The sequence below is a fragment of the Streptomyces katrae genome (genome assembly GCF_002028425.1).
GTDB lineage: Bacteria > Actinomycetota > Actinomycetes > Streptomycetales > Streptomycetaceae > Streptomyces > Streptomyces katrae_A.
In genome coordinates, this window is sequence record NZ_CP020042.1 from 5,876,260 (window position 1) to 5,898,666 (window position 22,407).

Annotated in this window: 17 protein-coding genes; 9 read left to right on the plus strand and 8 right to left on the minus strand. The window is 71.9% G+C overall.

Annotation, left to right across the window (positions count from 1 at the left end; genetic code table 11):
* Positions 1 to 203: 203 nt before the first annotated feature.
* A complete protein-coding gene (locus B4U46_RS26755) occupies positions 204 to 329 on the plus strand; it encodes a hypothetical protein (protein ID WP_398908015.1) in 126 nt (41 codons plus the stop codon).
* Between the two features lie 37 nt (positions 330 to 366).
* Here the strand turns inward: B4U46_RS26755 and B4U46_RS26760 are convergent, their stop codons facing one another.
* Positions 367 to 870 carry an Lrp/AsnC family transcriptional regulator gene (locus B4U46_RS26760; protein ID WP_079430208.1) on the minus strand — a complete coding sequence of 168 codons (504 nt, stop codon included), beginning with the start codon at positions 868 to 870 and terminating at the stop codon, positions 367 to 369.
* Positions 871 to 955: 85 nt separating this feature from the next.
* Between B4U46_RS26760 and B4U46_RS26765 the strand changes: the two genes are divergently transcribed.
* Positions 956 to 1,957, plus strand: a complete 1,002-nt coding sequence (locus B4U46_RS26765) for an asparaginase (protein ID WP_079430209.1) — start codon at positions 956 to 958, stop codon at positions 1,955 to 1,957.
* A gap of 36 nt (positions 1,958 to 1,993) precedes the next feature.
* Here the strand turns inward: B4U46_RS26765 and B4U46_RS26770 are convergent, their stop codons facing one another.
* Both B4U46_RS26770 and B4U46_RS26775 read right to left on the minus strand, forming a co-directional pair.
* Positions 1,994 to 4,840, minus strand: coding sequence for a toll/interleukin-1 receptor domain-containing protein (locus B4U46_RS26770; protein WP_079430210.1), 2,847 nt, complete (start codon positions 4,838 to 4,840; stop codon positions 1,994 to 1,996).
* 4 nt (positions 4,841 to 4,844) lie between these two features.
* A complete protein-coding gene (locus B4U46_RS26775; RefSeq protein WP_159402125.1) occupies positions 4,845 to 7,742 on the minus strand; it encodes a toll/interleukin-1 receptor domain-containing protein in 2,898 nt (965 codons plus the stop codon).
* Between the two features lie 92 nt (positions 7,743 to 7,834).
* Between B4U46_RS26775 and B4U46_RS26780 the strand changes: the two genes are divergently transcribed.
* Positions 7,835 to 8,419: a hypothetical protein gene (locus B4U46_RS26780; protein ID WP_237293132.1), complete on the plus strand. Its 585-nt coding sequence runs from the start codon at positions 7,835 to 7,837 to the stop codon at positions 8,417 to 8,419.
* 103 nt (positions 8,420 to 8,522) lie between these two features.
* On the opposite strand, the gene meaB is transcribed toward B4U46_RS26780, so the two are convergent.
* Genes meaB through B4U46_RS26795 form a run of 3 tightly spaced genes read right to left on the minus strand, consistent with a single transcriptional unit; the run spans position 8,523 to position 13,596 of the window.
* Complete coding sequence (meaB, locus tag B4U46_RS26785; RefSeq protein ID WP_079430212.1) at positions 8,523 to 9,506, minus strand: methylmalonyl Co-A mutase-associated GTPase MeaB; 984 nt, start codon at positions 9,504 to 9,506, stop codon at positions 8,523 to 8,525.
* 11 nt (positions 9,507 to 9,517) lie between these two features.
* The gene (gene scpA, locus B4U46_RS26790; protein WP_079430213.1) at positions 9,518 to 11,728 is read right to left on the minus strand and encodes a methylmalonyl-CoA mutase; all 2,211 of its coding nucleotides are present in this window, start codon (positions 11,726 to 11,728) and stop codon (positions 9,518 to 9,520) included.
* A complete protein-coding gene (locus tag B4U46_RS26795; RefSeq protein WP_079430214.1) occupies positions 11,725 to 13,596 on the minus strand; it encodes a methylmalonyl-CoA mutase family protein in 1,872 nt (623 codons plus the stop codon). Before B4U46_RS26795 ends, scpA begins: the two co-directional genes overlap by 4 nt.
* Before the next feature lie 1,201 nt (positions 13,597 to 14,797).
* On the opposite strand from B4U46_RS26795, the gene B4U46_RS26800 reads away from it, so the two are divergent.
* The 6 genes from B4U46_RS26800 to B4U46_RS26825 are packed head-to-tail and all read left to right on the plus strand — an operon-like array spanning position 14,798 to position 20,493.
* On the plus strand, positions 14,798 to 15,727 hold the full coding sequence (locus tag B4U46_RS26800; protein ID WP_079430215.1) for a TauD/TfdA dioxygenase family protein: 930 nt from the start codon (positions 14,798 to 14,800) through the stop codon (positions 15,725 to 15,727).
* A 20-nt stretch (positions 15,728 to 15,747) separates the two neighbouring features.
* Positions 15,748 to 16,302: an NADPH-dependent FMN reductase gene (ssuE, locus tag B4U46_RS26805; RefSeq protein WP_079430216.1), complete on the plus strand. Its 555-nt coding sequence runs from the start codon at positions 15,748 to 15,750 to the stop codon at positions 16,300 to 16,302.
* Between the two features lie 22 nt (positions 16,303 to 16,324).
* Positions 16,325 to 17,368, plus strand: coding sequence for an ABC transporter substrate-binding protein (locus B4U46_RS26810; RefSeq protein WP_079430217.1), 1,044 nt, complete (start codon positions 16,325 to 16,327; stop codon positions 17,366 to 17,368).
* Positions 17,369 to 17,374: 6 nt separating this feature from the next.
* Positions 17,375 to 18,193 carry an ABC transporter ATP-binding protein gene (locus B4U46_RS26815; protein ID WP_079430218.1) on the plus strand — a complete coding sequence of 273 codons (819 nt, stop codon included), beginning with the start codon at positions 17,375 to 17,377 and terminating at the stop codon, positions 18,191 to 18,193.
* The gene (locus B4U46_RS26820) at positions 18,190 to 19,128 is read left to right on the plus strand and encodes an ABC transporter permease (RefSeq protein WP_079430219.1); all 939 of its coding nucleotides are present in this window, start codon (positions 18,190 to 18,192) and stop codon (positions 19,126 to 19,128) included. Before B4U46_RS26815 ends, B4U46_RS26820 begins: the two co-directional genes overlap by 4 nt.
* A gap of 30 nt (positions 19,129 to 19,158) precedes the next feature.
* The gene (locus B4U46_RS26825) at positions 19,159 to 20,493 is read left to right on the plus strand and encodes an LLM class flavin-dependent oxidoreductase (protein ID WP_079430220.1); all 1,335 of its coding nucleotides are present in this window, start codon (positions 19,159 to 19,161) and stop codon (positions 20,491 to 20,493) included.
* A gap of 86 nt (positions 20,494 to 20,579) precedes the next feature.
* Here the strand turns inward: B4U46_RS26825 and B4U46_RS26830 are convergent, their stop codons facing one another.
* Positions 20,580 to 21,500, minus strand: a complete 921-nt coding sequence (locus B4U46_RS26830) for an NADP-dependent oxidoreductase (protein WP_079430221.1) — start codon at positions 21,498 to 21,500, stop codon at positions 20,580 to 20,582.
* 123 nt (positions 21,501 to 21,623) lie between these two features.
* Positions 21,624 to 22,364, minus strand: coding sequence for a DUF2470 domain-containing protein (locus B4U46_RS26835; RefSeq protein ID WP_079430222.1), 741 nt, complete (start codon positions 22,362 to 22,364; stop codon positions 21,624 to 21,626).
* Positions 22,365 to 22,407: the final 43 nt, after the last annotated feature.

Sequence of the window (22,407 nt, forward strand, 5' to 3'; positions counted from 1 at the left end):
CAAGCCCGGGGCCAATCCGCTCCCGAGAGTGGTGCCCTCCGCCTGCTCCGGTCCTGCAGATCTCGCTGATTGGAGAATCCTACGACTCAGACCCTTTGGCGTGAAGAGTGGTGCCTTTCCGCCCCTGGCTCCGCAGTTGGAGACGGCGCGTTCGCCGATTCGTCCCCGGGGGGTGGGTCATGCCGTGCCTGATTCACCGCCAGATGTCCGATGCTGACGGGTCGTTGACGTGCGGCTTCACCCTCGAGGGGACGATGCGCAGCGCCCTGCTGCACGAGGACGGATGGCGCGACGAGCACCTGCACGCCCTGGTGCGCGGTGACCTCTGACGGCGTCGGACCGGCAGGCCGTCGGACCCGCAGGCCGTCAGACCGGCAGGCCGGTCGGTTCCTTGATCCGCTTCATGATGATCTGGGAGTTGACCTCGGTGACCCCGGACAGGGCCGTCAGCCGCTCGATCCACAGGCGTTCGTACGCACGGAGGTCGCCCACGGCGATGCGCAGCAGGCAGCCGGGGCTCCCGAACAGGCGGTAGGCCTCGATCACGTCGGGGATGTCCTGGAGCGCCGCCTCGAAGGCCTCGACGGCCTCCCGGTCGCGGCGGACCTCCACCGACACCAGCACCTCGAAGCCCCGGCCCACCGCCTCGGGGTCGATCACCGCGCGGTACCCCTGGATCACCCCGTCCTGCTCCAGCTGCCGGACCCGCCGCATGCAGGGGGAGGGGGTCAGCCCCACGCGCTGGGCCAGCTCCTGGTTGCTGAGCCGTCCGTCGCGCTGTAGCTCACGCAAGATTTCACGATCAATGGCGTCCATCGCGCAATTATCCCCCACGATCTCACAGAGCTGCCCTGCAACGCGCAATCGCATTGCGCGTAGATCTCACTATCATTGCCCTTTCCAGCAAATTTGTGCGAACCCCGCTCCGGGGTCCAGACGTCAGGGAAGGGTGGCCATGGGGCGCATCGTCGTCATCAGCACCGGCGGAACGATAGCCAGCCGGTGGACGGGCTCGGGCTTCGCCGCCGAGGCCGGCGGCCGCGAGGTCATGGCCACCGCGCCGCTGCCCGAAGGCATCACCGTCGAGGTCGTCGACCTGTTCAGCGTGAACAGCCCCCGCCTCACCACCGCCCACCAGCTCACCCTGCTGCGCACCATCCACGAGGTCCTCGCCGACCCCGCCGTCGACGGCATCGTCGTCACCCACGGCACGGACACCCTGGAGGAGTCCGCCTTCCTGGCCGACCTCCACCACCACGACCCCCGCAGCGTCGTGTTCACCGGCTCGCAGCTGCCCATGGGCTCCACCGAGGGCGACGGCCCCGGCAACCTCTACGACGCCCTGCTCACCGCCGCGACCACGCGCGGGCTCGGCGTCCTGGTCGCCTTCGCCGGCCGCGTCCACGCCGCCCGCGGCACCATGAAGACCCAGGCCGTGGCCCTGGACGCGTTCGCCGACCCCTCCAAGGAACTGCTCGGCAAGATCGGCTTCGGCAAGGTCACCGTCCTGCGGCAGCCCCAGCGCCCGCGGCCCCTGGCCCTGCCCGCGATGCCGGAGCTGCCGCCGCGCGTGGACATGGTGATGCACCACGCCGACGGCGACCCGGTCCTCCTGAACGCCGCCGTCGCGGCCGGCGCCCGGGGCATCGTCCTCGTCGGCACCGGAGCGGGCAACGCCACCCCGGAGATCGTCGAGGCGGTGCGGGAGGCCGTCGCCCGCGGCGTGCTCGTCGCCCTGACCACCCGCGTCCCGGCCGGCCCGGTCACCGAGATCTACACCCACGGCGGCGCGGTCGACCTCGTCGCCGCCGGCGCCGTCCCCACCGGCACCCTGCGCGCCGGCCAGGCCCGCATCGCGGTCCTCTCCGCCCTGCTCGCCTCCGACAGCCCGGCCGAACAGGCCCGCGTCCTGCGCGCGGCCCTGTCCGAGGAGGACCCGGTCCTCGTCGACGCCTAGCTCGATTCCTGGCGAGCTTCCTGTGGGCCAAGCGCATCACTGACGCGGACAGGGCCTGGCGACGTCCAGGCCGCCGAGGTAGCGGTCGTAGTCCGTCCTCGGCAGTTCCCCGGGTGCCAGGTCGCACAGCAGCTCGTGCCAGGCGGCCAGATCGACGGTGCGGCGCACGAGGGAGCCGTCCGGAGCGAACGACAGGACCGACCCGCCGCCACCCGGCAGGAGCTGCGGCGACTCCCGGTCCTGTGCCGACCCAACTTCCTGCATGGTCCAAGTGCCGCGGGCCTCGCCCGTGTCGGGGTCCCAGAACTGCAGGGCGGACTGCTCGCCTGATCGTACGATCTGGACCAAGAAGGCCGAGTCCGTGCTGAATGCCATCGACGGCCCGCCTGTCGACGCGTAGGTGCTGTGCACGATTCGGCCCGATGGGACGTCCAGGACGGACAGCTTGCCGTCGAAGTTGCGCACGGCGACCCTGTGGCCGTCGTTGCTGACCACCGTCTGATGCCCGTACATGGTCCAAACGGGCTTGAGGGAGACCTTCCGGACTTGGCGGAATCCCCCCTCGGCGGTCCATCGCCACACGGTCAATGCCTCGTCCTGCACTACGGCGAGGGTGGTGCGGTCGGCGCTGACAGCCGCGGCGGCGGACAGCGCCCCGCTGTACGGCAGTGACTGCCGTACCTGCCAGGTGCCGGTGTCGACGACCTGGATCGTCTGGGGAGCGATACCGATCACCTTCTGGCCGTCCGGAAGGACCGTCAGGAGGCTGAAGCCGGGGTGTCCGCCGGCCGGAATGCCCAACTGGCGTCCGGCTTGCACGTCCCACAGCGACAAGGTTCCCCCCTGTGAGACGACGGCCCGCCTGCCATCGGGAGTCGCGGCGAGGGTGTTCGCCTGCGGCGCGCCACGGGTGAGCTGGAGGGGCAGTCGACCCAGCACGCGGACACCTTGGTCGGTGACGGCCCAGACGTCCGTGGCCTGGCCCGTGGTACGGAAGGCCGTCCGTTGGTCCACTGCGAGGTCGCCCGGCCTGACCTGCTGCGCGTTGGTCAGGGGCGAACCCTCCCGGACACTGGAGCCGGAGAACAGGGACACGGCGCCGTCCTGTGATCCGGCCGCGATCCAGCGCCCGTCGCCCGACGCCGACACGCTGCGGACCGGCCAGGTGAACGCTCCGAGGACCCGCTCGCGACGCAGCGCGGTGTCGTAGACCCCCACCTCTTTGCCGTAGGCGGCATAAATGCCGACCCGCTTGGTTCCCGGCATCGTCAGCGCGCCGGCGCCTTCGCCGCCCGGCCCGCCGACGCGCCTCCCGGCGGTCAGGTCCCACAACTCGTTGCGGTTCTCGCCGACGTAGGCCGTGCCCGCGTCCTCGGACAGCGACACCGCTACGCCGGCCGGAACACGGAGGCCCGGGATCTGCCGTGCCGCACCCCACACGGTGCCGTTCGGGGGGAGGCTGCGGAGGGTGCCGGCCTGGTGGTCGAGGGCGTGCAGCCGGCCGGATGGATCGAACCCGAGGGCGAGGCTGTTGTCGCTCGCGGTCTCGTCGGCCAGGACACGGCCCGTCTTCACGTCCCAGACGGCCACGTGGTAGGTGGCTCCCTGCTCGCCCGGAGAGTAGAAGCCGGCAGCGAGCCGCTGCCCGTCGCCCGAGAAAGCGAACGCGCGAAGCCGTTTGAAGGCCCCGGCCAGCGGGCCCCCGTTGGTCGCCGTGATGGTCCGCAGCACCCTTCGCGCGGGAACGTCCCAGATATCGACCTGGTTGTCCGGGGTTTCCACCGCCAGGATGCCCCCATCCGCGCTGAAGGCCATCGCGCCGCCGTCCTGGGGCCATGCCTTGCCCTTGAGATGGGGCAAGGCCTTTCCCGTCCGGATGTCGTACAGGTGGATGTGCTGGTCCTTCCCAGCTCCTCCGTCGGGGTCGAAGTCCGAGTAGTACGCCAACATTCCGCCGTCGCGACTGATCGCCACCTGAGTGGCGTTCGCGTGGCCGACGCCCCGGAAGTTGTTCACCTCTTCGTTTCCGGCCTGGAGGTGCCGGGAGACGCTGTCGTTGGCGGCAACGGCCTGGGCCATGGCCTGTGCGGACTCTCCTGTCGGCCGCACCGCGTCTGCGTACAGGGCGAACTGGGCCGCCTTGCGCGGATCCTTGCCGACGGTGTCCAGCGCGCGGGCGGCCAGTGCCTGGGAGGCTGAGGTCCGCGCCCGGGCCAGCGCCACGTTCCGCTGGGCGGAGGCATCGACGAAGGCCAGGCCCGCCAGCACTGCGAGGGTGACGGAGACGGCCAGGGCGCAGTTCCTGGCGAAGTTGAATTTGCGCCGCTCCCGCAGGTCCTCGCTGTCCAGCTCGTCCTTGGTGCAGCCATGGACGGCGGCTGCGAGAGCAACCACCTTCTCACGGAACTCGCCTCGGACCAGTGAGCGTTCGTCTGCCTCACGGAACTTCCGTAAGTCCATCCACAGCGGTTCGGTGCGGAACACTCCCTCCAGCACCTCGCGGGGCAGGGCGGTCGTTCTCTCCCAGTCGAAGTCCCCGGCCGCTCGGTCCCATGCGATGGTGCCGTCGCTGAGCGCGATCAGGAAGCGGTCCCGCGCCGTCTCATCGGGGTGGTCCCGCCAGAAGGCAAGTTCCTCGCGGACCCAGGGGGAGGCCGCGGCCTCCGGGGAGGCGATGCAGAGGAAAAAGGTGGACTGCTTGAGCTCCTTGAGGATGGATGCCGCCAGATCCGTGCTGGCGGCCAAGCTCTCGGTGTCGCGGAACACCTTCAGCGCCGGTTTGCGGTACCACTTGCGCCCGATGCGGCGCATGCCCTTCTGGACGGCGGAGGCCAGCGGGACATCGCGCTGATGGCTGTAGGAGATGAACAGGTCGCGGGGCACGTACTCATTCCTTGGGGGTGCGGCTGCAGGGCGTGGGGATGTCCATGCCCTTGAGGTAGCGGTCTTGTTCGTCCTGGGGCAGCGGTTCGGGGACCAGGTCGCAGAGGACCTGGCGCCAGGACGCGACGCCGAGCGGTTGGCGGACGAGGCTGCCGCCCGGGGTGAATGCGAGGACCGCTCCGTCTGCCCCCGTGAACAGCCGTGCGGAGGAGTCGGCTTGGGAGGGGTTGGTGCTGCCGGAGTCCTCCAAGGGCCAACTGCCACGGCCCTCGCCGTTGTAGGCGTCCCAGAACTGGAGAGTGGCGTCCGCGCCCCTGCCGACGGCCTGGACGACGAAGCCCGCGTCATCGCTGAACACCAGGTTTCCGGTGCCTACCGTGGGGCTGACGCCCGTACTGGTGGCGGTGTGCCCGGTGGCAACGTCCACGAAGCTCAGCCGCCCGTCGCCGTTGACGGTGGCGACCCTCTCGCCCCTGCTACTGATGGCAAGGTGCGTGACAAGAGTCTTGTCGACTCTGCTCGTGCGCACGATGGCCAGGCGGTGCTCGTCGGTATACCGCCAGATGGAGACTCCGCCGGCGGTGAGCGCGGCGACCGTTTTGCCGTCCGCGCTCACTACTGCCTGGTCATCGTAGAGCGATTCCACTTTCATCGACTGGCTTGACTCCCACGAGCGGGTGTCAAGGACGTGGAGGACGTTGCGCATGGTCGCGACGAGGTGGACACCGTCGGGCAGGAAGCCGAGCGCCTTGACCGGTTCGTGAAAGTCCTTGCCGGAGCCCACTTCCGTTCCCTCCCGCAGGTTCCACAAGGACAGACGCGATTCCTGAGTGATCACCGCCCGGCTGCCGTCGCTGCTGACGACTGCCTGGCTGGAGCTGGTGACCATCCCCGTGGGCGTCAGCTCGAGGGCGATGTGTCCAAGCCGTCGGACACCGGTGCCCCTCACGGACCACAGGTCCGTGCCGGCAGCGCTGCTACGCAAAGCGACGCGTTTGTCCTCTGTGAGGTCGGAGGGCTTGACCTGCTGGTCGTTCGATACGGCGGTGCTGCCCCGGACACTGCTGGTGGAGAAGAGCGAAACGGCTCCGTCGAGGGAGGCGGCGGCGACCCAGCGTCCGTCGCCGGATGCCGAGACGCTGAACACGTTGAAGCTGAACGTGCCGAGGACACGCGGGTTCCGCAGGGCCGGGTCGTAGGTGACCACGCTCCTCCTGCCACGGATCGCGATGACGGGTCCGTTCGCGTCCGAGACTGCCCGGACCGAGCCCTGGTCGTCGGCGGCGGCCAGACGCCGGCCGTTTTCCAGGTCCCAGACCTCATCGCCCGCAGCGTCGCCGCCCGAGCTCGTATAGACCTTGGTCCCGTCGCTGGAAAGCCTCACGCTCCGCTCGGCCGTACCGGGGAGGTTCGGGATGTTGCGCGGGGCGGTCCAGGCGGCCGTGTCCCGCGTCAGGGTCCGCACTGTACCGGCCTTCTCGTCCAGAGCATGGAGCCGGCTGTCCTTGTCGAAGGTGAGGTCGATGGCATCGGGGGCCGCGTTCTCGTCACTGACGATGCTGCCGGTCGCGGTCTCCCAGACGGTGAGGCGAAAGGAGTACTCGCCCCCCTCCTGGCCGGCGGGACGGACGTAGTAGGCGGCTGCGACCCGCTGTCCGTCCGGGGCGAGGGCGAAGGAACGCAGCCCCTTGTAGGCCTCTGCCAAGTCCCTGTAGTCGCCGGCGGTCAACGAGCGGAGCCGTTTGTGCCCGGGTACGTCCCAGAGCTCGAACTCGTTGGGCACGCGTTCGACGGCCAGGAGGCGCCCGTCCGTGCTGAGTGCGAGTGCGCCGCCGGCCAACGGCCACGAGACGCCCTCGATGGTCGGCATGGCTTTCCCGGCCCGGATGTCATAGAGGTGGATGTGCCGCGGACTCTCCAGGGAGGTGAGGTCCATGTCGAAATCGGAGTAATAGGCCAGGGTGCTGCCGTCCCGGCTGATGGCCACTTCGGTAGGCGCGTAATTGCTTTTGCCGTGCCAGTCGTCCTGATGCTCGTTGCCCTGCTGGAAGTGCTTCTCCACCTTGTCGTTCGCGGCCACCGCCCGGCCCAGAGCCTGGGCGGATTCGCCCGTCGGCTGGACTGCGTACGCGTACAAGGCGAACTGGGCCGCTTTGCGCGGGTCGCTCTGCGCCGACTCCAACGCGCGGGCCGCGAGTGCCTGGGAGGCGGAGGTACGCGCCCGGGCCAGGGCCTCGCCGCGCTGCTGCCAGGCCAAGACCCCCGCGACGAGGGAGAGGGCCAGCAGCACGGACAGGGTGGCGACGGCGGCCCGGAGCATGCGCACGGCCGTGCGGCGCTGGCGCAGGTCCTCACTGTCCACCTGGTCCTTGGTCTGACCGCGCAGTGGTGCGAGGAGGGTGGCGACCGCATCGCGGAAGGGCGCGTCGCGCAGCGAGTAGAGCCCGGCCTGCCGGACGGCGGTGAGGTCCACCCAGAGCGGCTCCTTCCTGAAGGCACCTCGCAGCACTTCGGGCAGGCAGTCGGTCCGGTCCCAGGCCCAGTCGTTATTCTCCGCGTCCCAGGCGATGGTGCCGTCGCTGACTGCGATGAGGAAGCGGTCCATGGAGCGGTTTGCGGTCCAGAAGCCTATTTCCTCGCGTACCCATCGCGACTGCGCAGCCGCAGGCGAGGCGATGTAGATGAAGTACTCCGAGCTGCCCAGCTCCTGGAGGATCGCCGCGCCGAGGTCGCTGCCGGCGCCGAGGCTCGTCGTGTCGCGGAAGACGTTGATGGTCTGACGGCGTGTCCACGGCCGGGCCAGCCGATGCAGTCCCCCCTGGAGCGCGGCGGCGAGGGGTACGTCCTGCCGGTGGCTGTAGGAGATGAACGCGTTCCGTCTGTATGCGCCCGCTGATGCCAAGGCCGACCCCCCGTTGCGACTGTGGCGTTGGTGCGTGAGGAAGTAACTCGTAGGGTGGCATGCGGAGTTCGATGGACGGGAAGGTTCAAGAGATGGGTTTGCGACAGAGATTAGGGCGGGGACGGCGCGGCGGCGGCTTGGGCCCACGAGAGATCACGGTCAAGCTCAGCTTCCCGTTCGTCGGTGAGATCAGCGGCGTATGGGAGCCCGTCGACTCCGAGCGCGACGCCGCCTGGGAACTGTACGTCGAGCTGGCTACCCGCATTTCGGTGGTGGAACTGGGTGAGGACGAGGGCCTGCTGAGAGAGGCGTTGTCCTCTCTCTACACGGTGTTCGCGACTACCCGGGAGATCCTGCGGCGTTACGGCCCCGCCGTCGCTCCCCGCGTGGCACCCGGGAAGGTGACGTTCGGGGTGCTCGCTGTCAATGTCCTGAATCTTTCCATCCGGCCGCTGCTCAGCCGCTGGCACCCACTGTTGACGGCGCACGAGGCGGCACGCCCCGAGCACGTGGATCCGGTCGCGCACGAGCGGAGCTGGGCGCGGTCCCCCGAGTTGCGGGCGGAGATCGAATCTGTGCGGCAGGTCCTGCTGTCGCTGGCCAAGGCCCTCAACGAGGTGGCGGCGGTCGGCGACCTGATCACGGTGCGAGTACCCCAGCAGGCATCGGCCCCCTAGGTACAGCTGACGACACATCAGCCCGCGACATCAACCCCAAGGGCATTGACGAGTGCCTGGTTCGCGTACGGCCGCACAAGACCACGCGGCCGTACGCGGCAGGTCAGTTGGTGAACGCCGCCAGGATCCGGTCCGCCGCCGACGTGGCGGTGAGCGTGCCCGCTCGGACGCGCGCCTCCAGGGCGGGGGCGAGTTCGCGGACCGACGGGTCGGCGCGCAGGCGTTCCAGGAGTGCGTCGCGGACCATCGACCAGGTCCATTCCACCTGCTGCGCCGCCCGCTTCGCGGCCAGGCGGCCGCCCGTCTCCAGGACCGTCCGGTGCTGTTCCAGGCGGTTCCAGACCTCGTCCAGCCCCGCCGACTCCCGTGCGCTGCACGTCAGTACCGGCGGGGTCCACGCCGCGTCCGCCGGGTGCATCAGGCGCAGGGCGCCCGACAGTTCCCGGGCGGCGGCCTTCGCGTCGCGTTCGTGCGGGCCGTCGGCCTTGTTCACCGCCAGGACGTCCGCGAGTTCCAGGACGCCCTTCTTGATGCCCTGGAGCTGGTCGCCCGTGCGGGCCAGGGAGAGGAGGAGGAAGGAGTCGACCATGCCGGCGACCGTGGTCTCCGACTGGCCCACGCCGACCGTCTCCACCAGGACCACGTCGTAGCCCGCCGCCTCCATCACGATCATCGACTCGCGCGTGGCCTTCGCGACCCCGCCCAGGGTGCCCGCGGAGGGGGAGGGGCGGACGAAGGCCGACGGGTCCACCGACAGGCGTTCCATCCGGGTCTTGTCGCCCAGGATGGAGCCGCCCGTACGCGTGGACGAGGGGTCCACCGCGAGGACGGCCACCCGGTGCCCGAGGCCCGTCAGCATCGTGCCGAACGCGTCGATGAAGGTGGACTTGCCCACCCCCGGCACCCCACTGATGCCGATCCGGCGCGCCTTCCCCGCATGGGGGAGGAGCTCCGTCAGCAGCCGCTGCGCCAGGGCCCGGTGGTCGGCCCGGGTGGACTCGACCAGGGTGATGGCGCGCGCGATCTGCGCGCGCTTCCCGTCGAGCACGCCCTTCACGTACACGTCGATGTCGATCTTCGGGGGCATCCCGCGTCCGCCTACAGCTCGTGGCCCAGGTCCGCGGCGAGCCGCGTCACCAGGTCGTGGGCCGCGTCCGGGATGACCGTGCCGGGCGGGAACACCGCCGCCGCGCCCATCTCCAGCAGCGTGGGGACGTCGGCCGGCGGGATGACACCGCCCACCACGATCATGATGTCCTCACGGCCCTCCTCCGCCAGCTGCTCGCGCAGCGCCGGAACGAGGGTCAGGTGGCCGGCCGCCAGCGACGAGACGCCCACCACGTGGACGTCCGCCTCGACGGCCTGGCGGGCCACCTCCGCCGGGGTCTGGAACAGCGGGCCCACGTCCACGTCGAAGCCCAGGTCGGCGAAGGCCGTGGCGATCACCTTCTGGCCGCGGTCGTGGCCGTCCTGGCCCATCTTCGCGACCAGGATGCGCGGACGGCGGCCCTCCGCCTCCTCGAACCGGTCGACGAGCGCACGGGTGCGCTCCAGGGACGGGGACTCGCCTGCTTCGGTGCGGTACACACCGGAAATCGTACGGATCTGGCTCGCGTGTCGCCCGTACACCTTCTCCAGGGCGTCCGAGATCTCCCCGACCGTGGCCTTCGCCCGCGCCGCGTCCACCGCCAGGGCGAGCAGGTTGCCCTCCAGGCCCTGGCCGGCCCCGCGTTCGGCCGCGTTCGTCAGCGCCCGCAGGGCGTCCTGCGTACGCGCCTCGTCACGTTCCTCACGCAGCCGCCGCAGCTTCGCGATCTGCTGCGCGCGCACCGAGGAGTTGTCGACCACGAGCACGTCGATCTGCTCGTCGTTCTCCACGCGGTACTTGTTGACGCCGATCACCGGCTGGCGGCCCGAGTCGATCCGCGCCTGGGTGCGGGCCGCGGCCTCCTCCACGCGCAGCTTCGGGATGCCCGCGTCGATGGCCTGTGCCATGCCGCCGGCCGCCTCGACCTCCTGGATGTGCTGCCAGGCCCGGCGCGCCAGGTCGTACGTCAGCTTCTCCACGTACGCGCTGCCGCCCCACGGGTCGATCGACCGGCAGGTCCCCGACTCCTGCTGGAGCAGCAGCTGGGTGTTGCGGGCGATGCGGGCCGAGAAGTCCGTCGGCAGCGCGAGGGCCTCGTCCAGGGCGTTGGTGTGCAGCGACTGGGTGTGGCCCTGGGTCGCGGCCATCGCCTCGATGCACGTACGCGTGACGTTGTTGAAGACGTCCTGGGCGGTCAGCGACCAGCCCGAGGTCTGCGAATGCGTGCGCAGGGACAGGGACTTGGCGTTCTTCGGGTCGAACTGCCGGACCAGCTTCGCCCACAGCAGGCGTGCCGCGCGCAGCTTCGCGACCTCCATGAAGAAGTTCATGCCGATCGCCCAGAAGAACGACAGGCGCGGCGCGAACGCGTCCACGTCCAGCCCGGCGCCCTGCCCGGCCCGCAGGTACTCCACGCCGTCGGCCAGGGTGTACGCCAGCTCCAGGTCGGCCGTGGCCCCCGCCTCCTGGATGTGGTACCCGGAGATCGAGATGGAGTTGTACCGCGGCATCTTCTGCGAGGTGAAGGAGAAGATGTCCGAGATGATCCGCATCGAGGGCTTCGGCGGATAGATGTAGGTGTTGCGGACCATGAACTCCTTGAGGATGTCGTTCTGGATGGTCCCGGCGAGCTTGTCGGGGGAGACGCCCTGCTCCTCCGCCGCCACGATGTACAGGGCGAGGACCGGCAGCACCGCGCCGTTCATCGTCATCGACACCGACATCTTGTCGAGCGGGATCCCGTCGAACAGCTGCCGCATGTCGTAGATGGAGTCGATCGCCACGCCCGCCATGCCGACGTCGCCCGTCACGCGCGGGTGGTCGCTGTCGTAGCCGCGGTGCGTCGGCAGGTCGAAGGCCACCGACAGGCCCTTCTGGCCGGCCGCGAGGTTGCGCCGGTAGAAGGCGTTGGACTCCTCCGCCGTGGAGAAGCCGGCGTACTGCCGGATCGTCCAGGGCTGGTTCACGTACATCGTCGGGTACGGGCCGCGCAGGTACGGGGCCATGCCCGGGTACGTCCCCAGGAAGTCCAGGCCCTCCAGGTCCCGGCCCGTGTACAGCGGCTGCACGCCGATGCCCTCGGGGGTCTCCCACACCAGGTCGCCCGTGGCGGCCCCGGTGGACTCCTTCACCGCCGCGCGCCACTGGTCCTCGGTGGCGGCCGGAGCCGCCCCGCCCAGGGCGAGCTCGGAGAAATCGGGGATGCCGCTGTTGCCGCTCACTGGGCCACTCCCATCCGGTCGAGTACGGAGGACAGCACGGCGACCGCGTCGCAGCCGGCGAAGACGTACTCGTCCACGGCGCCGGCCGAGGTGCCGGGCCTGCCCGCGAGGAACACCGTCGAGGCGCCGGCCCCGCGCAGGGCCGCCGCCACCGCCTCGGCCTGCTCCTCGTACAGCGCGTCGCCGGAGCACAGCACCGCCACGCCGTCCGCGCCGCTCGCCGCGTACGCGGCGGCGGCGGTCGTCGCGTCGACCGACACCGGGTCGTGGACGGGCTCGATGCCGCCCGCCTGGAAGAGGTTCGAGGCGAAGGTGGCCCGCGCGGTGTGCGCGGCGGCCGGCCCCAGCGCGGCGAGGAACACCCTCGGGCGGCTGCCGGTCGACTCCAGGTGGGCGTCGCTGCGCGCGCGCAGCGCCTCGTACGCCTCGTCCCGGCGCACCCGGGGCAGGCCCCCGGAGGGCGCGGTCGGCGCGGCCTCGCGCACGACGGGCTTCTCCGACAGCAGCGGGAACTCGCTGACACCGGTGATCGGTTCGCGGCGGGTCGCCAGCTTCTTGGAGCGGGCGGCCCAGGTGGCCGCGAGGCGGTCCGCGACCAGGCCGGAGCGCAGGGCGGCCGCGAGGCCGCCGGCGCGCTCGACGGTCTGGAAGAACTCCCAGGCGGCGTGCGCCAGTTCGTCGGTGAGCTGCTCCACGTAGTAGGAGCCGCCCGCCGGGTCGATCACCCGTGCCAGGTGCGACTCCTCCAGGAGGATGGTGGAGGTGTTGCGGGCGATGCGCCGGGCGAAGGCGTCGGGCAGGCCCAGTTCGCTGTCGAACGGGAGCACGGTGACGGAGTCCGCGCCGCCCACGCCGGCCGCCATCGAGGCGACGGTGGTCCGCAGCATGTTCACCCACGGGTCGCGGCGGGTCATCATCACCGGCGAGGTGACGGCGTGCTGCCGCTGGGCACCGGCCTCCGGGGCCCCGCAGGCCTCGGCGACCCGGGCCCACAGGCGCCGCGCGGCGCGCAGCTTGGCGATGGTCAGGAACTGGTCGGCGGTCGCCGCGTAGCGGAACTCCAGCTGCCCGAGGGCGGCTTCGGTGCCGAGTCCGCCCTCGGTGAGGGTGCGCAGGTACGCGACGCCGGTGGCGAGCGACAGTCCGAGCTCCTCGGCCGCCGAGCCGCCGGCCTCGTGGTACGGCAGCGCGTCCACGGTCAGGGCGCGCACGCCCGGCCAGGACGCGGCCGCCTCGCGGGCCAGCTCGACGGCGGGCGCGGTGTCCAGGGCCTCGCCGGTACGGGCCTCGTGGCCCAGGGGGTCGACGCCGAGCGCGGCGCGGGCGGCCTCCGGGGCGACGCCGCGCTCCGCGTACAGGGCGAGCAACGCCCGTGCGGCGACGGCGAATTCGGCACCGGCGTCGAGGGCGACGGGCGCCAGGTCGAGGTACACCCCGTCGAGGGCCCGGCCGAGTTCGGCCGCCGGGACCCCGTGGCGGCCGACGGTGAGCCAGAGGGAGGTGGTGCCGTTCTCCAGGTCGGCCAGCGCCGCCTCGTTGACGCGTACGGGGTCACTGCCCGCGATCCGCTGGCGCACGTCCCAGCCGGAGGCGCTGGTGCCGTCCGGGGTGCCGCCGCGGACGAAGGGCGCGAAGCCGGGGAAGCCGGTGGTGTGGGCCTTCGCGTCCGCGCCGGGGCGTGCCGTGTACAGCGGGCGGGTGGTGAGCCCGTCCTCGAGCGTCGTGGACAGCGCTGCTTCCGCTGCCTCGCCGGATACTTCCTTGCCCGACTTGCGCAGTACGCCTTCGACGAGGCGTTGCCACTGCTCATGTGTCGCGTCAGGAAACTCGGCGGCCAGGGAGAGCCCGTCGTCAGGCAGGACCGTCATGGCCCGAATGCTAGGCGTGGCTACTCGGCGGTTACCAGAACCAACGGATGTGATCTCCCCCTCCCAGATGAGCCCGTGCCCTGGCCGGGCGGTGGGTGGGGTTGGGGTGCGGTTGCCCTGGCCGGGCGGGGTGGGGGCGGGGTCGGGGGTGGCCGGGGTCGGTGCCGGGGTGGGGTGTCGTCCGGGGCGGGCTTCGATGTTCGGCGCTCCGAGCCGGATCACTGCTGTCGGTCGGTACAGGGCGCCGAAGTCATCTCGTTTTAGCCCCGGACGACACCCCACCCCGTCCCCGCCCCCGACCGGGCACGTCCAGATCTGCGGCTACCGTCACGGCCAACCTTGCGGGCCGGGGATGTCTGGTTCTTCGGCTTTCGCCGCGCGAATTGGCTGCGGTGTGGCGCGGGTCTGGGGCGGAGCCCCAGGGAACGGGGACCCAGCCCCCGTGGCCGGGCCGCCGCACGAAAGACGCGTGGCTACGGCGTTGCGGCCCTATGAAATCCAGCCAGGGGTTTTCGGCCGCCTGGGAGACGAAGCCCCAGGTCAGCGAGGGTTCGGTAGCCCATGACGACCCCAACGGCAGGGGTTGACCCGGACCTGCCCCGCTGACAGGCTCCGAGCCATGACCGCGAACGAGCAGCACCTCGCCCCGCGGCTCCACACCCCCGGCCCCTGTACCGCGCCGGGCCGGTGTCCGGGCCGCTGTCCGGTCCCCTGCGGGGCCTGACCCCCGAAGGTAGGCCGGCCCGCCGGATGAGCGGGCGCACCGCCCGGCCCGGGCGCCCCCTGGGACCGTAGGCCCGGACCCCGCAGACCGGCGGCCGGGACCCGGCGGTCCCGTACCCCGCTGCGTCAGTCGGACCAACCTGCGGCCACCGCCCCCGGCGATCCCGGGACCGGTCAGCCGCGGGCCCGTCCCGTCGGGCGGTCCGGTGCGCTGCCGCCTCACACCCCGCCGCCCCCGGCGGAGCCCTCCACGTACGGCCCCGGTCCCGGCAGAGCCCTCTCGGCTCGGTCGCCCCGGGCGGAGCTCTTCACGCATGCCCCGCCGCCCGGCGGAGCCACCTCACGCCCGCAGGCCGGCGCAGCCATCGTCACGGCCCGCCGCAGGGTGCAGCCCCGCTCACGTATGCCCCGCCACACCGGCGGAGCCATCCTCACGCCCCGCCGCCCGGCGGAGCCTCGTCGTGTCCCAGGAGAACCCATGACCACCGCCACCGCCCTCACCGTCACCCGCCTCGGCGGCCGCATAGGCGCCGAGATCGGCGGCGTCCGCCTCGGCGGGGACCTCGGCCCCGCCACCGTCGCGGAGATCCGCGCCGCCCTCCTCGCCCACAAGGTCGTCTTCTTCCGCGGCCAGGAGCACCTCGACGAGGCCGGCCACGAGGCCTTCGCCCGGCTGCTCGGGACGCCCGTCGCGCACCCCACCGTCCCCTCCGCCGACGGCCGCTACGCCCTCGGCATCGACTCCCACCACGGCGCCCGCGCCAACCAGTGGCACACCGACGTCACCTTCGTCCCCGCCTACCCCGCCTTCTCCATCCTCCGCGCCGTCACCATCCCCCCGTACGGCGGCAACACCCTCTGGGCCAACACCGCCACCGCCTACGCCCACCTCCCCGCCCCGCTCCGCGCCCTCGCCGACGGACTGCGCGCCCTTCACTCCAACGAGTACGACTACGCCGCCCTCAAGCCGGACGCCCTCCCCGAGGCCCTTGCCCAGTACCGCGAGGTGTTCACCTCCACCAGCTTCCTCACCGAGCACCCCGTGGTCCGCGTCCACCCCGAGACCGGCGAACGCACCCTGCTCCTCGGCAACTTCGTCCAGCGCATCGCCGGGCTGACCGGCCGGGACTCGCGCGCGCTCCTCGACCTCTTCCAGGCCCACATCGAGAGCCCCGAGAACACGGTGCGCTGGCAGTGGCGGGCCGGTGACGTCGCGATCTGGGACAACCGGGCCACCCAGCACTACGGCGTCGACGACTCCGACGACCACGAGCGCACCCTGCGCCGCGTCACCGTCGACGGCGAGGTCCCCGTGGGCCCCGACGGCGTGCCCTCCCGGCTGATCAGCCCGGACACCGTCCCGGACCCCGCCTTCGGCATCGCATCCGGCGCCTCCGCCTCCGCCTGATCCGTCAACGAGGAGCCCCCGTGCCCAAGCTGCTCGCCCTCACCGGCAGCCCCTCCGCCCACTCCCGTACCGTCGTCGTCGCCGAGCACGTGCTGCGCCGCCTCGACCACGCCGGGTTCGACACCGCCCACCTGGACGTACGCCTGCTCCCCGCCGCCGACCTGCTGTCGGCCCGCCGCGGCGAGCCGGAGATCCGCCGTGCCCTGGAGGCCGTCGCCGAAGCCGACGGCCTGGTCATCGCGACCCCGGTCTACAAGGCCTCGTACACCGGACTGCTCAAGGCCTTCCTCGACCTGCTCCCGCAGGACGGCCTCGCCGGAAAGACGATCCTGCCCCTCGTCACCGGCGGCAGCCTCGCCCACGTCCTGGCCATCGACTACGCCCTGCGCCCGGTCCTCGCCGCCCTCGGCGCCCGCCACGTCACCGCCGGCCGCTTCGTCCTGGACTCCTCCGTCGAACGCGGAGCCGGACCGGACCGGCTGCGCCCCGAGGCGGAGCTGGACCTCTACCAGGCCGTCGACGAGTTCGCTGACGCCCTGCGCGCCACGGCGCCGAACCTCGCCGCCACCCCGTAACCCGTACCGACAAGGACCCGCCATGCCCGCAGCACCCCTCACCCCGACCACGCGCACCCGGCGCCAGTTCCTCACCCTGCTCGGCATCTCGGCGGCCGCGGTGAGCTGCGGCACCGCCACCGCCGGCGGCGGGTCCGCCCGGCCGGGCGGCCAGGTCACCACGCTCAAGTACCAGGGCAACGTCGGCGCGGTCACCCTGCCCGAGCTGGCCGCCGACCTCGGCCACCTCGGCGGCCTCACCCTGGAGTGGGTCGGCAACACCATCAGCGGCCCGCAGGACATCCAGTCCGCCGCCACCGGCCAGATCCACTTCGGCGGCGCCTTCAACGGGGCCATCGTCAAACTGGCCGCCGCCAAGGCCCCGGTCCAGGCGGTCGTGTCGTACTACGGCGTGGACCGTGATGCCTTCAGCGGCTACTACGTCCGGGAGGACAGCCCCATCCGTTCGGCCCGCGACCTGATCGGCAAGAAGGTCGGCATGAACACCCTGGGCGCGCACTCCCAGGCGATCCTCGACATCTACCTGGAACGCAACGGGGTCGCCAAAGCCGACGCGGCCAAGGTCGAATCCCTGGTCGTGCCGCCCGTCAACACCGAACAGGCGCTGCGCCAGGGGCAGCTCGACGTCGGCGTGCTGGGCAGCCTCCTGCGCGACAAGGCCCTCGCCGCCGGCGGCATACGCCCGCTGTTCAGCGACTTCGACCTGCTCGGCACCTTCAGCGCCGGCTCCTACGTGATGACCAAGCGCTTCATCAAGGAGAACCCGGACACCGTCCGCACCTTCACCACCGGGGTCGCCAAGGCCATCGAGTGGTCCCGCACCACCCCGCGCGAGGAAGTCGTCGCCCGCATGGAGTCGATCGTCAAGAAGCGCGGCCGCAACGAGGACACCGCGACCCTGAAGTACTGGCGCTCGTACGGGGTAGCGGAGCCGGGCGGGCGCATCCAGGACAAGGAGTTCCAGCTCTGGCTGGACTGGCTCGCCGAGCGCGGCGAGATCAAGGCCGGAGCGCTCAAGCCGTCCGATCTCTACACGAACGAGTTCAACGGGTACGGGAAGGGCTGACCCGCCATGGCGAAGATCGAATTGCGGTCGGTGACGAAGACCTTCCCGGTGAAGGGCAGGAGCAGGGAGGAGTTCACCGCCCTCGACGGCATCGACCTGGAGGTCGGGGAGGGGGAGTTCCTGGTCGTCGTCGGCCCCAGCGGCTGCGGCAAGTCCACCCTCCTCGACCTCCTCGGCGGCCTCACCCGCCCCACCTCCGGGCAGATCCTCCTCGACGGCCGGCCCGTCACCGGCCCGGGCCTCGACCGGGGCATCGTCTTCCAGCAGTACGCCCTCCTGCCCTGGCGCACCGCGCTCGGCAACGTCGCGTTCGGCCTGGAGGCGACCGGTGTCCCGCGCAGACAACGCGCGGCGCGCGCCAGGGAGTTCCTGGAGCTGGTGGGGCTTGCCGGATTCGAGGACCGGCACCCGCACGAGCTCTCCGGCGGGATGCGCCAGCGGGTCGCGATCGCCCGCTCGCTGGCGTACGACCCGGACGTGCTGCTCATGGACGAACCCTTCGCCGCGCTCGACGCGCAGACCCGCGAGTCCCTCCAGGACGAGCTGCGGCGCATCTGGCAGAGCACCGGCAAGACCGTCGTCTTCATCACGCACGGCATCGAGGAGGCGGTGTACCTGGGCCAGCGGGTGGCCGTCATCACCTCCCGCCCGGGCCGCGTCAAGGAGGTCGTCCGGGTCTCCCTCGGCGACCGGTCCACCGGGGCGACGGGCGAGGACCTGCGCTCCAGCCCCGAGTTCGCCCGTCACCGCCACGAGATCTGGACCCTGCTCCACGACGAGGTGGCCCGCGCCCGGCAACTGGAGAAGGAAGAGGCCGCCGTATGAGCACCGAGACCCCCGTTCCCGTCCTCCCCGCACCCACCGCGGAACCCGCCCGGGCCGTCGTACGGGATCCCGCGCGCCCGGCGCGATCCGCCGGGGCCCGCCCGGAACCGGCGGCCGCCCCCGGGCCCGCGAAGCCCGCGGCTCCCGCCCGCCGTGCCGCCTGGGCGCCGGCCGTGCTGCGCCGGCTGCGGGCCGGGCTGCTGCGCTCCGCGGCGGTGTTCGCCCTGCTCGCGCTGTGGGAGGCCGCGCCCCGGCTCGGGCTGGTCGACGCCACGTTCCTGCCGCCCTTCAGCGAGGTGGCCCGGGCCTGGTGGGGGCTGCTCGCCGACGGGCAGCTCGGCGAGCACACCCGGGCCAGCCTCACCCGTTCCTTCGGCGGCTTCGCCATCGCCGTGCTGATCGCCGTCCCGCTCGGCCTGCTGATCGGCTGGTACCGGCCCGTCGCCGTCTTCCTCGGCCCGCTGCTGGAGCTGTTCCGCAACACGGCGGCCCTCGCCCTGCTGCCCGTCTTCGTGCTCCTCCTCGGCATCGGGGAGACCTCGAAGGTGTCGATCGTCGTCTACGCCTGCGTCTGGCCGGTCCTGCTGAACACCATCAGCGCCGTCGGGAACGCCGACCCCACCCTGGTCCGGCTGGCCCGCTCGATGGACCTGTCCACCCCCAGGCTCTTCCAGAAGGTGATCCTGCCGGCCTCCGTGCCCGCCGTCTTCACCGGCATCCGGCTGGCCGGAGCGGTCTCGATCCTGGTCCTCGTCGCCGCCGAGATGATCGGCGCCAAGGCCGGCCTGGGCTATCTGATCAACGCCTCGCAGTTCAACTTCGCCATCCCCCAGATGTACGCGGGGATCGTCACGATCTCCGCGATCGGGGTGGCCTTCAACCAGCTCCTGGTCGCGGTCGAACGCCGCCTCAGCCTCTGGCGCGTCCCCGCCTGACCCGCCCCGCCGTCCTCCAAGGGAACAGACATGCCCGCAGCTCCCCGCACCCTCCACCTCAACGCCTTCCTGATGAACGCCGGCCACCACGACGCCGCCTGGCGCCACCCCGCCGCCAGCCCCGAGCGGGTCACCGACGTCGCCTACTTCCAGGAACTGGCCCGCACCGCCGAACGCGGCCTGCTCGACTCGGTCTTCTTCGCCGACGGGGTCGCCCTGTGGGGCAAGGCACGCCACAACGCCCTCGGCGGGTTCGAACCGCTGACCCTGCTGTCCGCGATCGCCGCCGTCACCTCGCGCATCGGGCTGATCGCGACCGTCTCCACCACCTTCAACGAGCCCTACAACCTGGCCCGCAAGTTCGCCTCCCTCGACCACATCAGCGGCGGCCGGGCCGGCTGGAACATCGTCACCTCCGGCACCATCGACGAGGCCCGCAACTTCAACCGCGAAGAGCACCTGGAGCACGCGGTGCGCTACGAGCGCGCCCGCGAGTTCCTCGACGTCGCCACCAAGCTCTGGGACAGCTGGGAGGACGACGCGATCGTCCTCGACAAGGAGCGCGGCATCTACGCCGACACCGACAAGCTGCACCCGGCCGCCCACCGCGGCGAGCACTTCTCCGTCGCCGGACCGCTCAACGTGCCCCGCTCGCCCCAGGGCCGCCCGCTGCTCGTCCAGGCCGGCTCCTCCGAGGACGGCAAGGAGTTCGCCGCCCGGTACGCGGAGGCCGTCTTCACCGCCCAGCAGACCCTCGCCGACGGCCAGACCTTCTACAAGGACCTCAAGTCCCGCCTCGCGAAGTACGGCAGGGCCGAGGAGGACCTTCTCGTCCTGCCGGGCATCGCCCCCGTCATCGGCTCCACGGAGGCCGAGGCCAAGGCCCTGGAGCAGGAGCTCACCGAGCTCCAGGTCCCCGAGTACGGGCTGGCCCAGCTCTCCGGCATGCTCGGCACTGATCTGACGGGCCTGCCGCTCGACGGCCCCCTGCCCGAGCTCCCCGAGGAACGGGACATCAACGGCAACAAGAGCCGCTTCACCCTCGTCGCCGAACTCGCCCGCCGCGACGGGCTCACCCTGCGCGAGCTGATCGCCCGTCTCGGTGCTGGCCGCGGCCACCGCGTCCACGCCGGTACCCCCGAGCAGATCGCCGACCAGCTGGAGGAGTGGTTCACCCAGGGCGCCGCCGACGGCTTCAACATCATGGCGCCCGTCCTGCCCACCGGCCTGACCGACTTCGTCGACCACGTCGTACCGGTCCTCCAGCGCCGCGGCCTCTTCCGCACCGAGTACTCCGGCAGCACCCTGCGCGAGCACTACGGCCTGCCGCGCCCGGCCAACCGGTACGCCGGGCAGAGCGCCTGAGCGGCCGTTCCCACGCCCGGGGGCGGGTGGAGCTCCGCATGCGGAACTCCACCCGCCCCCGGGGCGTTCCCCCGGTACGAGGAGGCTCAGACCGTGAGGACGATCTTGCCGCGGGCCTGGCCGGCCGCGCTGAGCTCCCAGGCGCGGCCGGCCTCCGCCAGCGGCAGGACGTGCCCCACCTTGACGGTGATCTTTCCGGTGTCGGCGAGTTCGGCGAGGCGGGTGAGGTCGGTGGCCGAGGAGCGCGCCCAGATGTGCTTGGCCCCCTTCTCGCCCGCGTCGTTGTCGGCGACGGAGATCACCGGGCCGCCCGGCCGGACGATGGACTGGAGCAGCTCGACGCCGCCCTCGCCGTAGAAGTCGAGCCCGACGTCGACGCCCTCGGGGGCCAGCGCGGCGACCCGCTCGGCCACCCCGTCCCCGTAGAGGACGGGTTCGGCGCCGAGCGAGCGCAGGTAGTCGTGGTTGCGGGCGCTGGCGGTACCGATGACCCGGGCGCCGAGGGCGACCGCGATCTGGACGCCCAGCGAGCCGACCCCGCCGGCGGCGGAGTGGATGACGACGGTCTGGCCGGGGCCGACCCCGGCGCGGGTGACGGCCTGGTAGGAGGTGAGCCCGGCCAGGGGGAGACCCGCGGCCTCCTCGAAGGAGAGCGTCGCGGGCTTGCGGGCGAGGGTGCGCACCGGGGCCGAGACCAGCTCCGCGTACGTGCCCAGCTGGACCCATTCCTTGCGGACGTACCCGTAGACCTCGTCGCCCACGGCGTAGTCGTCGGTGTCGGGGCCGACCGCCTCGACGACGCCGGCCACGTCCCACCCCGGGATCACCGGGTGGCGGACCTCCAGGACGTGCCCGAGGAAGCCGGCGGCCAGCTTCCAGTCCACGGGGTTGACCCCGGCGGCTCTGACCCGGATCAGCACCTCGCCGGGACCCACCTTGGGCTCGGGTACTTCAACGAGCTCCAGGGCGGTGGGAGTTCCGTAGCTGCTGTAGGTGATTGCCTTCATGTAGGGGGCAACGAAGGGGGCGGGGGAAGGTGTTCCGCCCGGTTCCCGGGCTCCGGCGGTCCTTCAGCGGCCTTCCGGCGCGCCTCCGGCGGTCCTCGTGCGCTTCTCCGGCGCCTGGGGCGCTCACGCGGGCAGGGTGTTGGGGTGCGAGCGCCGCCGGGCCGCGCTGAGCAGGGCCTGGATCTGTGCCCCCGACTGCTCGACCTCGTCCAGAGGGGAGGGGAAGGGCAGCCGTACGTCGCGGTGCCCGGCGCGTTCCTCCAGGCGCAGGGTGATCCCGTACCGGTCCAGGGCGAGCGGCAGTGCGCGGACGACGGCGGCCGTGGGGCGGGGCCGGACCAGCCGCAGCAGCAGAGTGACCAGTTCGGGGTGCTCGTCGAGGAGGTGCGTGAGCATGCCCGCCTCGTAGGGGGCGAGCGGGTCGGGCCAGGCGCCGTCCAGCTCCTCCAGCCCGAGGTACGAGGTCCCCTCCGCGGTCTCCAGGACCGCTTGGCCGTATTCCACGCAGGTGGTGGCCCCGGGCCCGTCCTCCTCGCCGGCGTACGGGCTCAGCAGGTGGCCCAGCACCGTGACGCGGGCCCGCACCCGGTCGCGGACCGGGGTCGGGGCGATGTCGGTGAACTCCAGCCGGATGGAGGGGCGGCCGTCGCCGAGGAGGGAGGCGGGGTGCCCGGCGGCGGGTGGCGCCGGGTGCAGGTGGAGCCGGCCGAGGGGATCGCCGTCGTCGAGGTGGCGGACCTCGTGGCGCACGCCGTCGACGACCACCGTCATGGAGTGCGCGGCGGCCAGGACGGAGCGGACCCGCTCCGCGTCGGTGGGCCGGGCGGCGTCGGGCGTGGCGGCGGGGGCACCGGGCAGGCGCATGCGGATCTCTCCCTCGTCCAGCGAAAGTAGGTTAGGTATGCCT

Bases quoted from the DNA above. Each gene is read 5' to 3' on its own strand.
- B4U46_RS26755 (WP_398908015.1), top strand. From the start codon at position 204: ATGTCCGATGCTGACGGGTCGTTGACGTGCGGCTTCACCCTCGAGGGG.
- B4U46_RS26760 (WP_079430208.1), bottom strand. From the start codon at position 870: ATGCGATTGCGCGTTGCAGGGCAGCTCTGTGAGATCGTGGGGGATAAT.
- B4U46_RS26765 (WP_079430209.1), top strand. From the start codon at position 956: ATGGGGCGCATCGTCGTCATCAGCACCGGCGGAACGATAGCCAGCCGG.
- B4U46_RS26780 (WP_237293132.1), top strand. From the start codon at position 7,835: ATGGGTTTGCGACAGAGATTAGGGCGGGGACGGCGCGGCGGCGGCTTG.
- meaB (WP_079430212.1), bottom strand. From the start codon at position 9,506: ATGCCCCCGAAGATCGACATCGACGTGTACGTGAAGGGCGTGCTCGAC.
- B4U46_RS26795 (WP_079430214.1), bottom strand. From the start codon at position 13,596: ATGACGGTCCTGCCTGACGACGGGCTCTCCCTGGCCGCCGAGTTTCCT.
- B4U46_RS26800 (WP_079430215.1), top strand. From the start codon at position 14,798: ATGACCACCGCCACCGCCCTCACCGTCACCCGCCTCGGCGGCCGCATA.
- B4U46_RS26810 (WP_079430217.1), top strand. From the start codon at position 16,325: ATGCCCGCAGCACCCCTCACCCCGACCACGCGCACCCGGCGCCAGTTC.
- B4U46_RS26815 (WP_079430218.1), top strand. From the start codon at position 17,375: ATGGCGAAGATCGAATTGCGGTCGGTGACGAAGACCTTCCCGGTGAAG.
- B4U46_RS26820 (WP_079430219.1), top strand. From the start codon at position 18,190: ATGAGCACCGAGACCCCCGTTCCCGTCCTCCCCGCACCCACCGCGGAA.
- B4U46_RS26825 (WP_079430220.1), top strand. From the start codon at position 19,159: ATGCCCGCAGCTCCCCGCACCCTCCACCTCAACGCCTTCCTGATGAAC.
- B4U46_RS26830 (WP_079430221.1), bottom strand. From the start codon at position 21,500: ATGAAGGCAATCACCTACAGCAGCTACGGAACTCCCACCGCCCTGGAG.
- B4U46_RS26835 (WP_079430222.1), bottom strand. From the start codon at position 22,364: ATGCGCCTGCCCGGTGCCCCCGCCGCCACGCCCGACGCCGCCCGGCCC.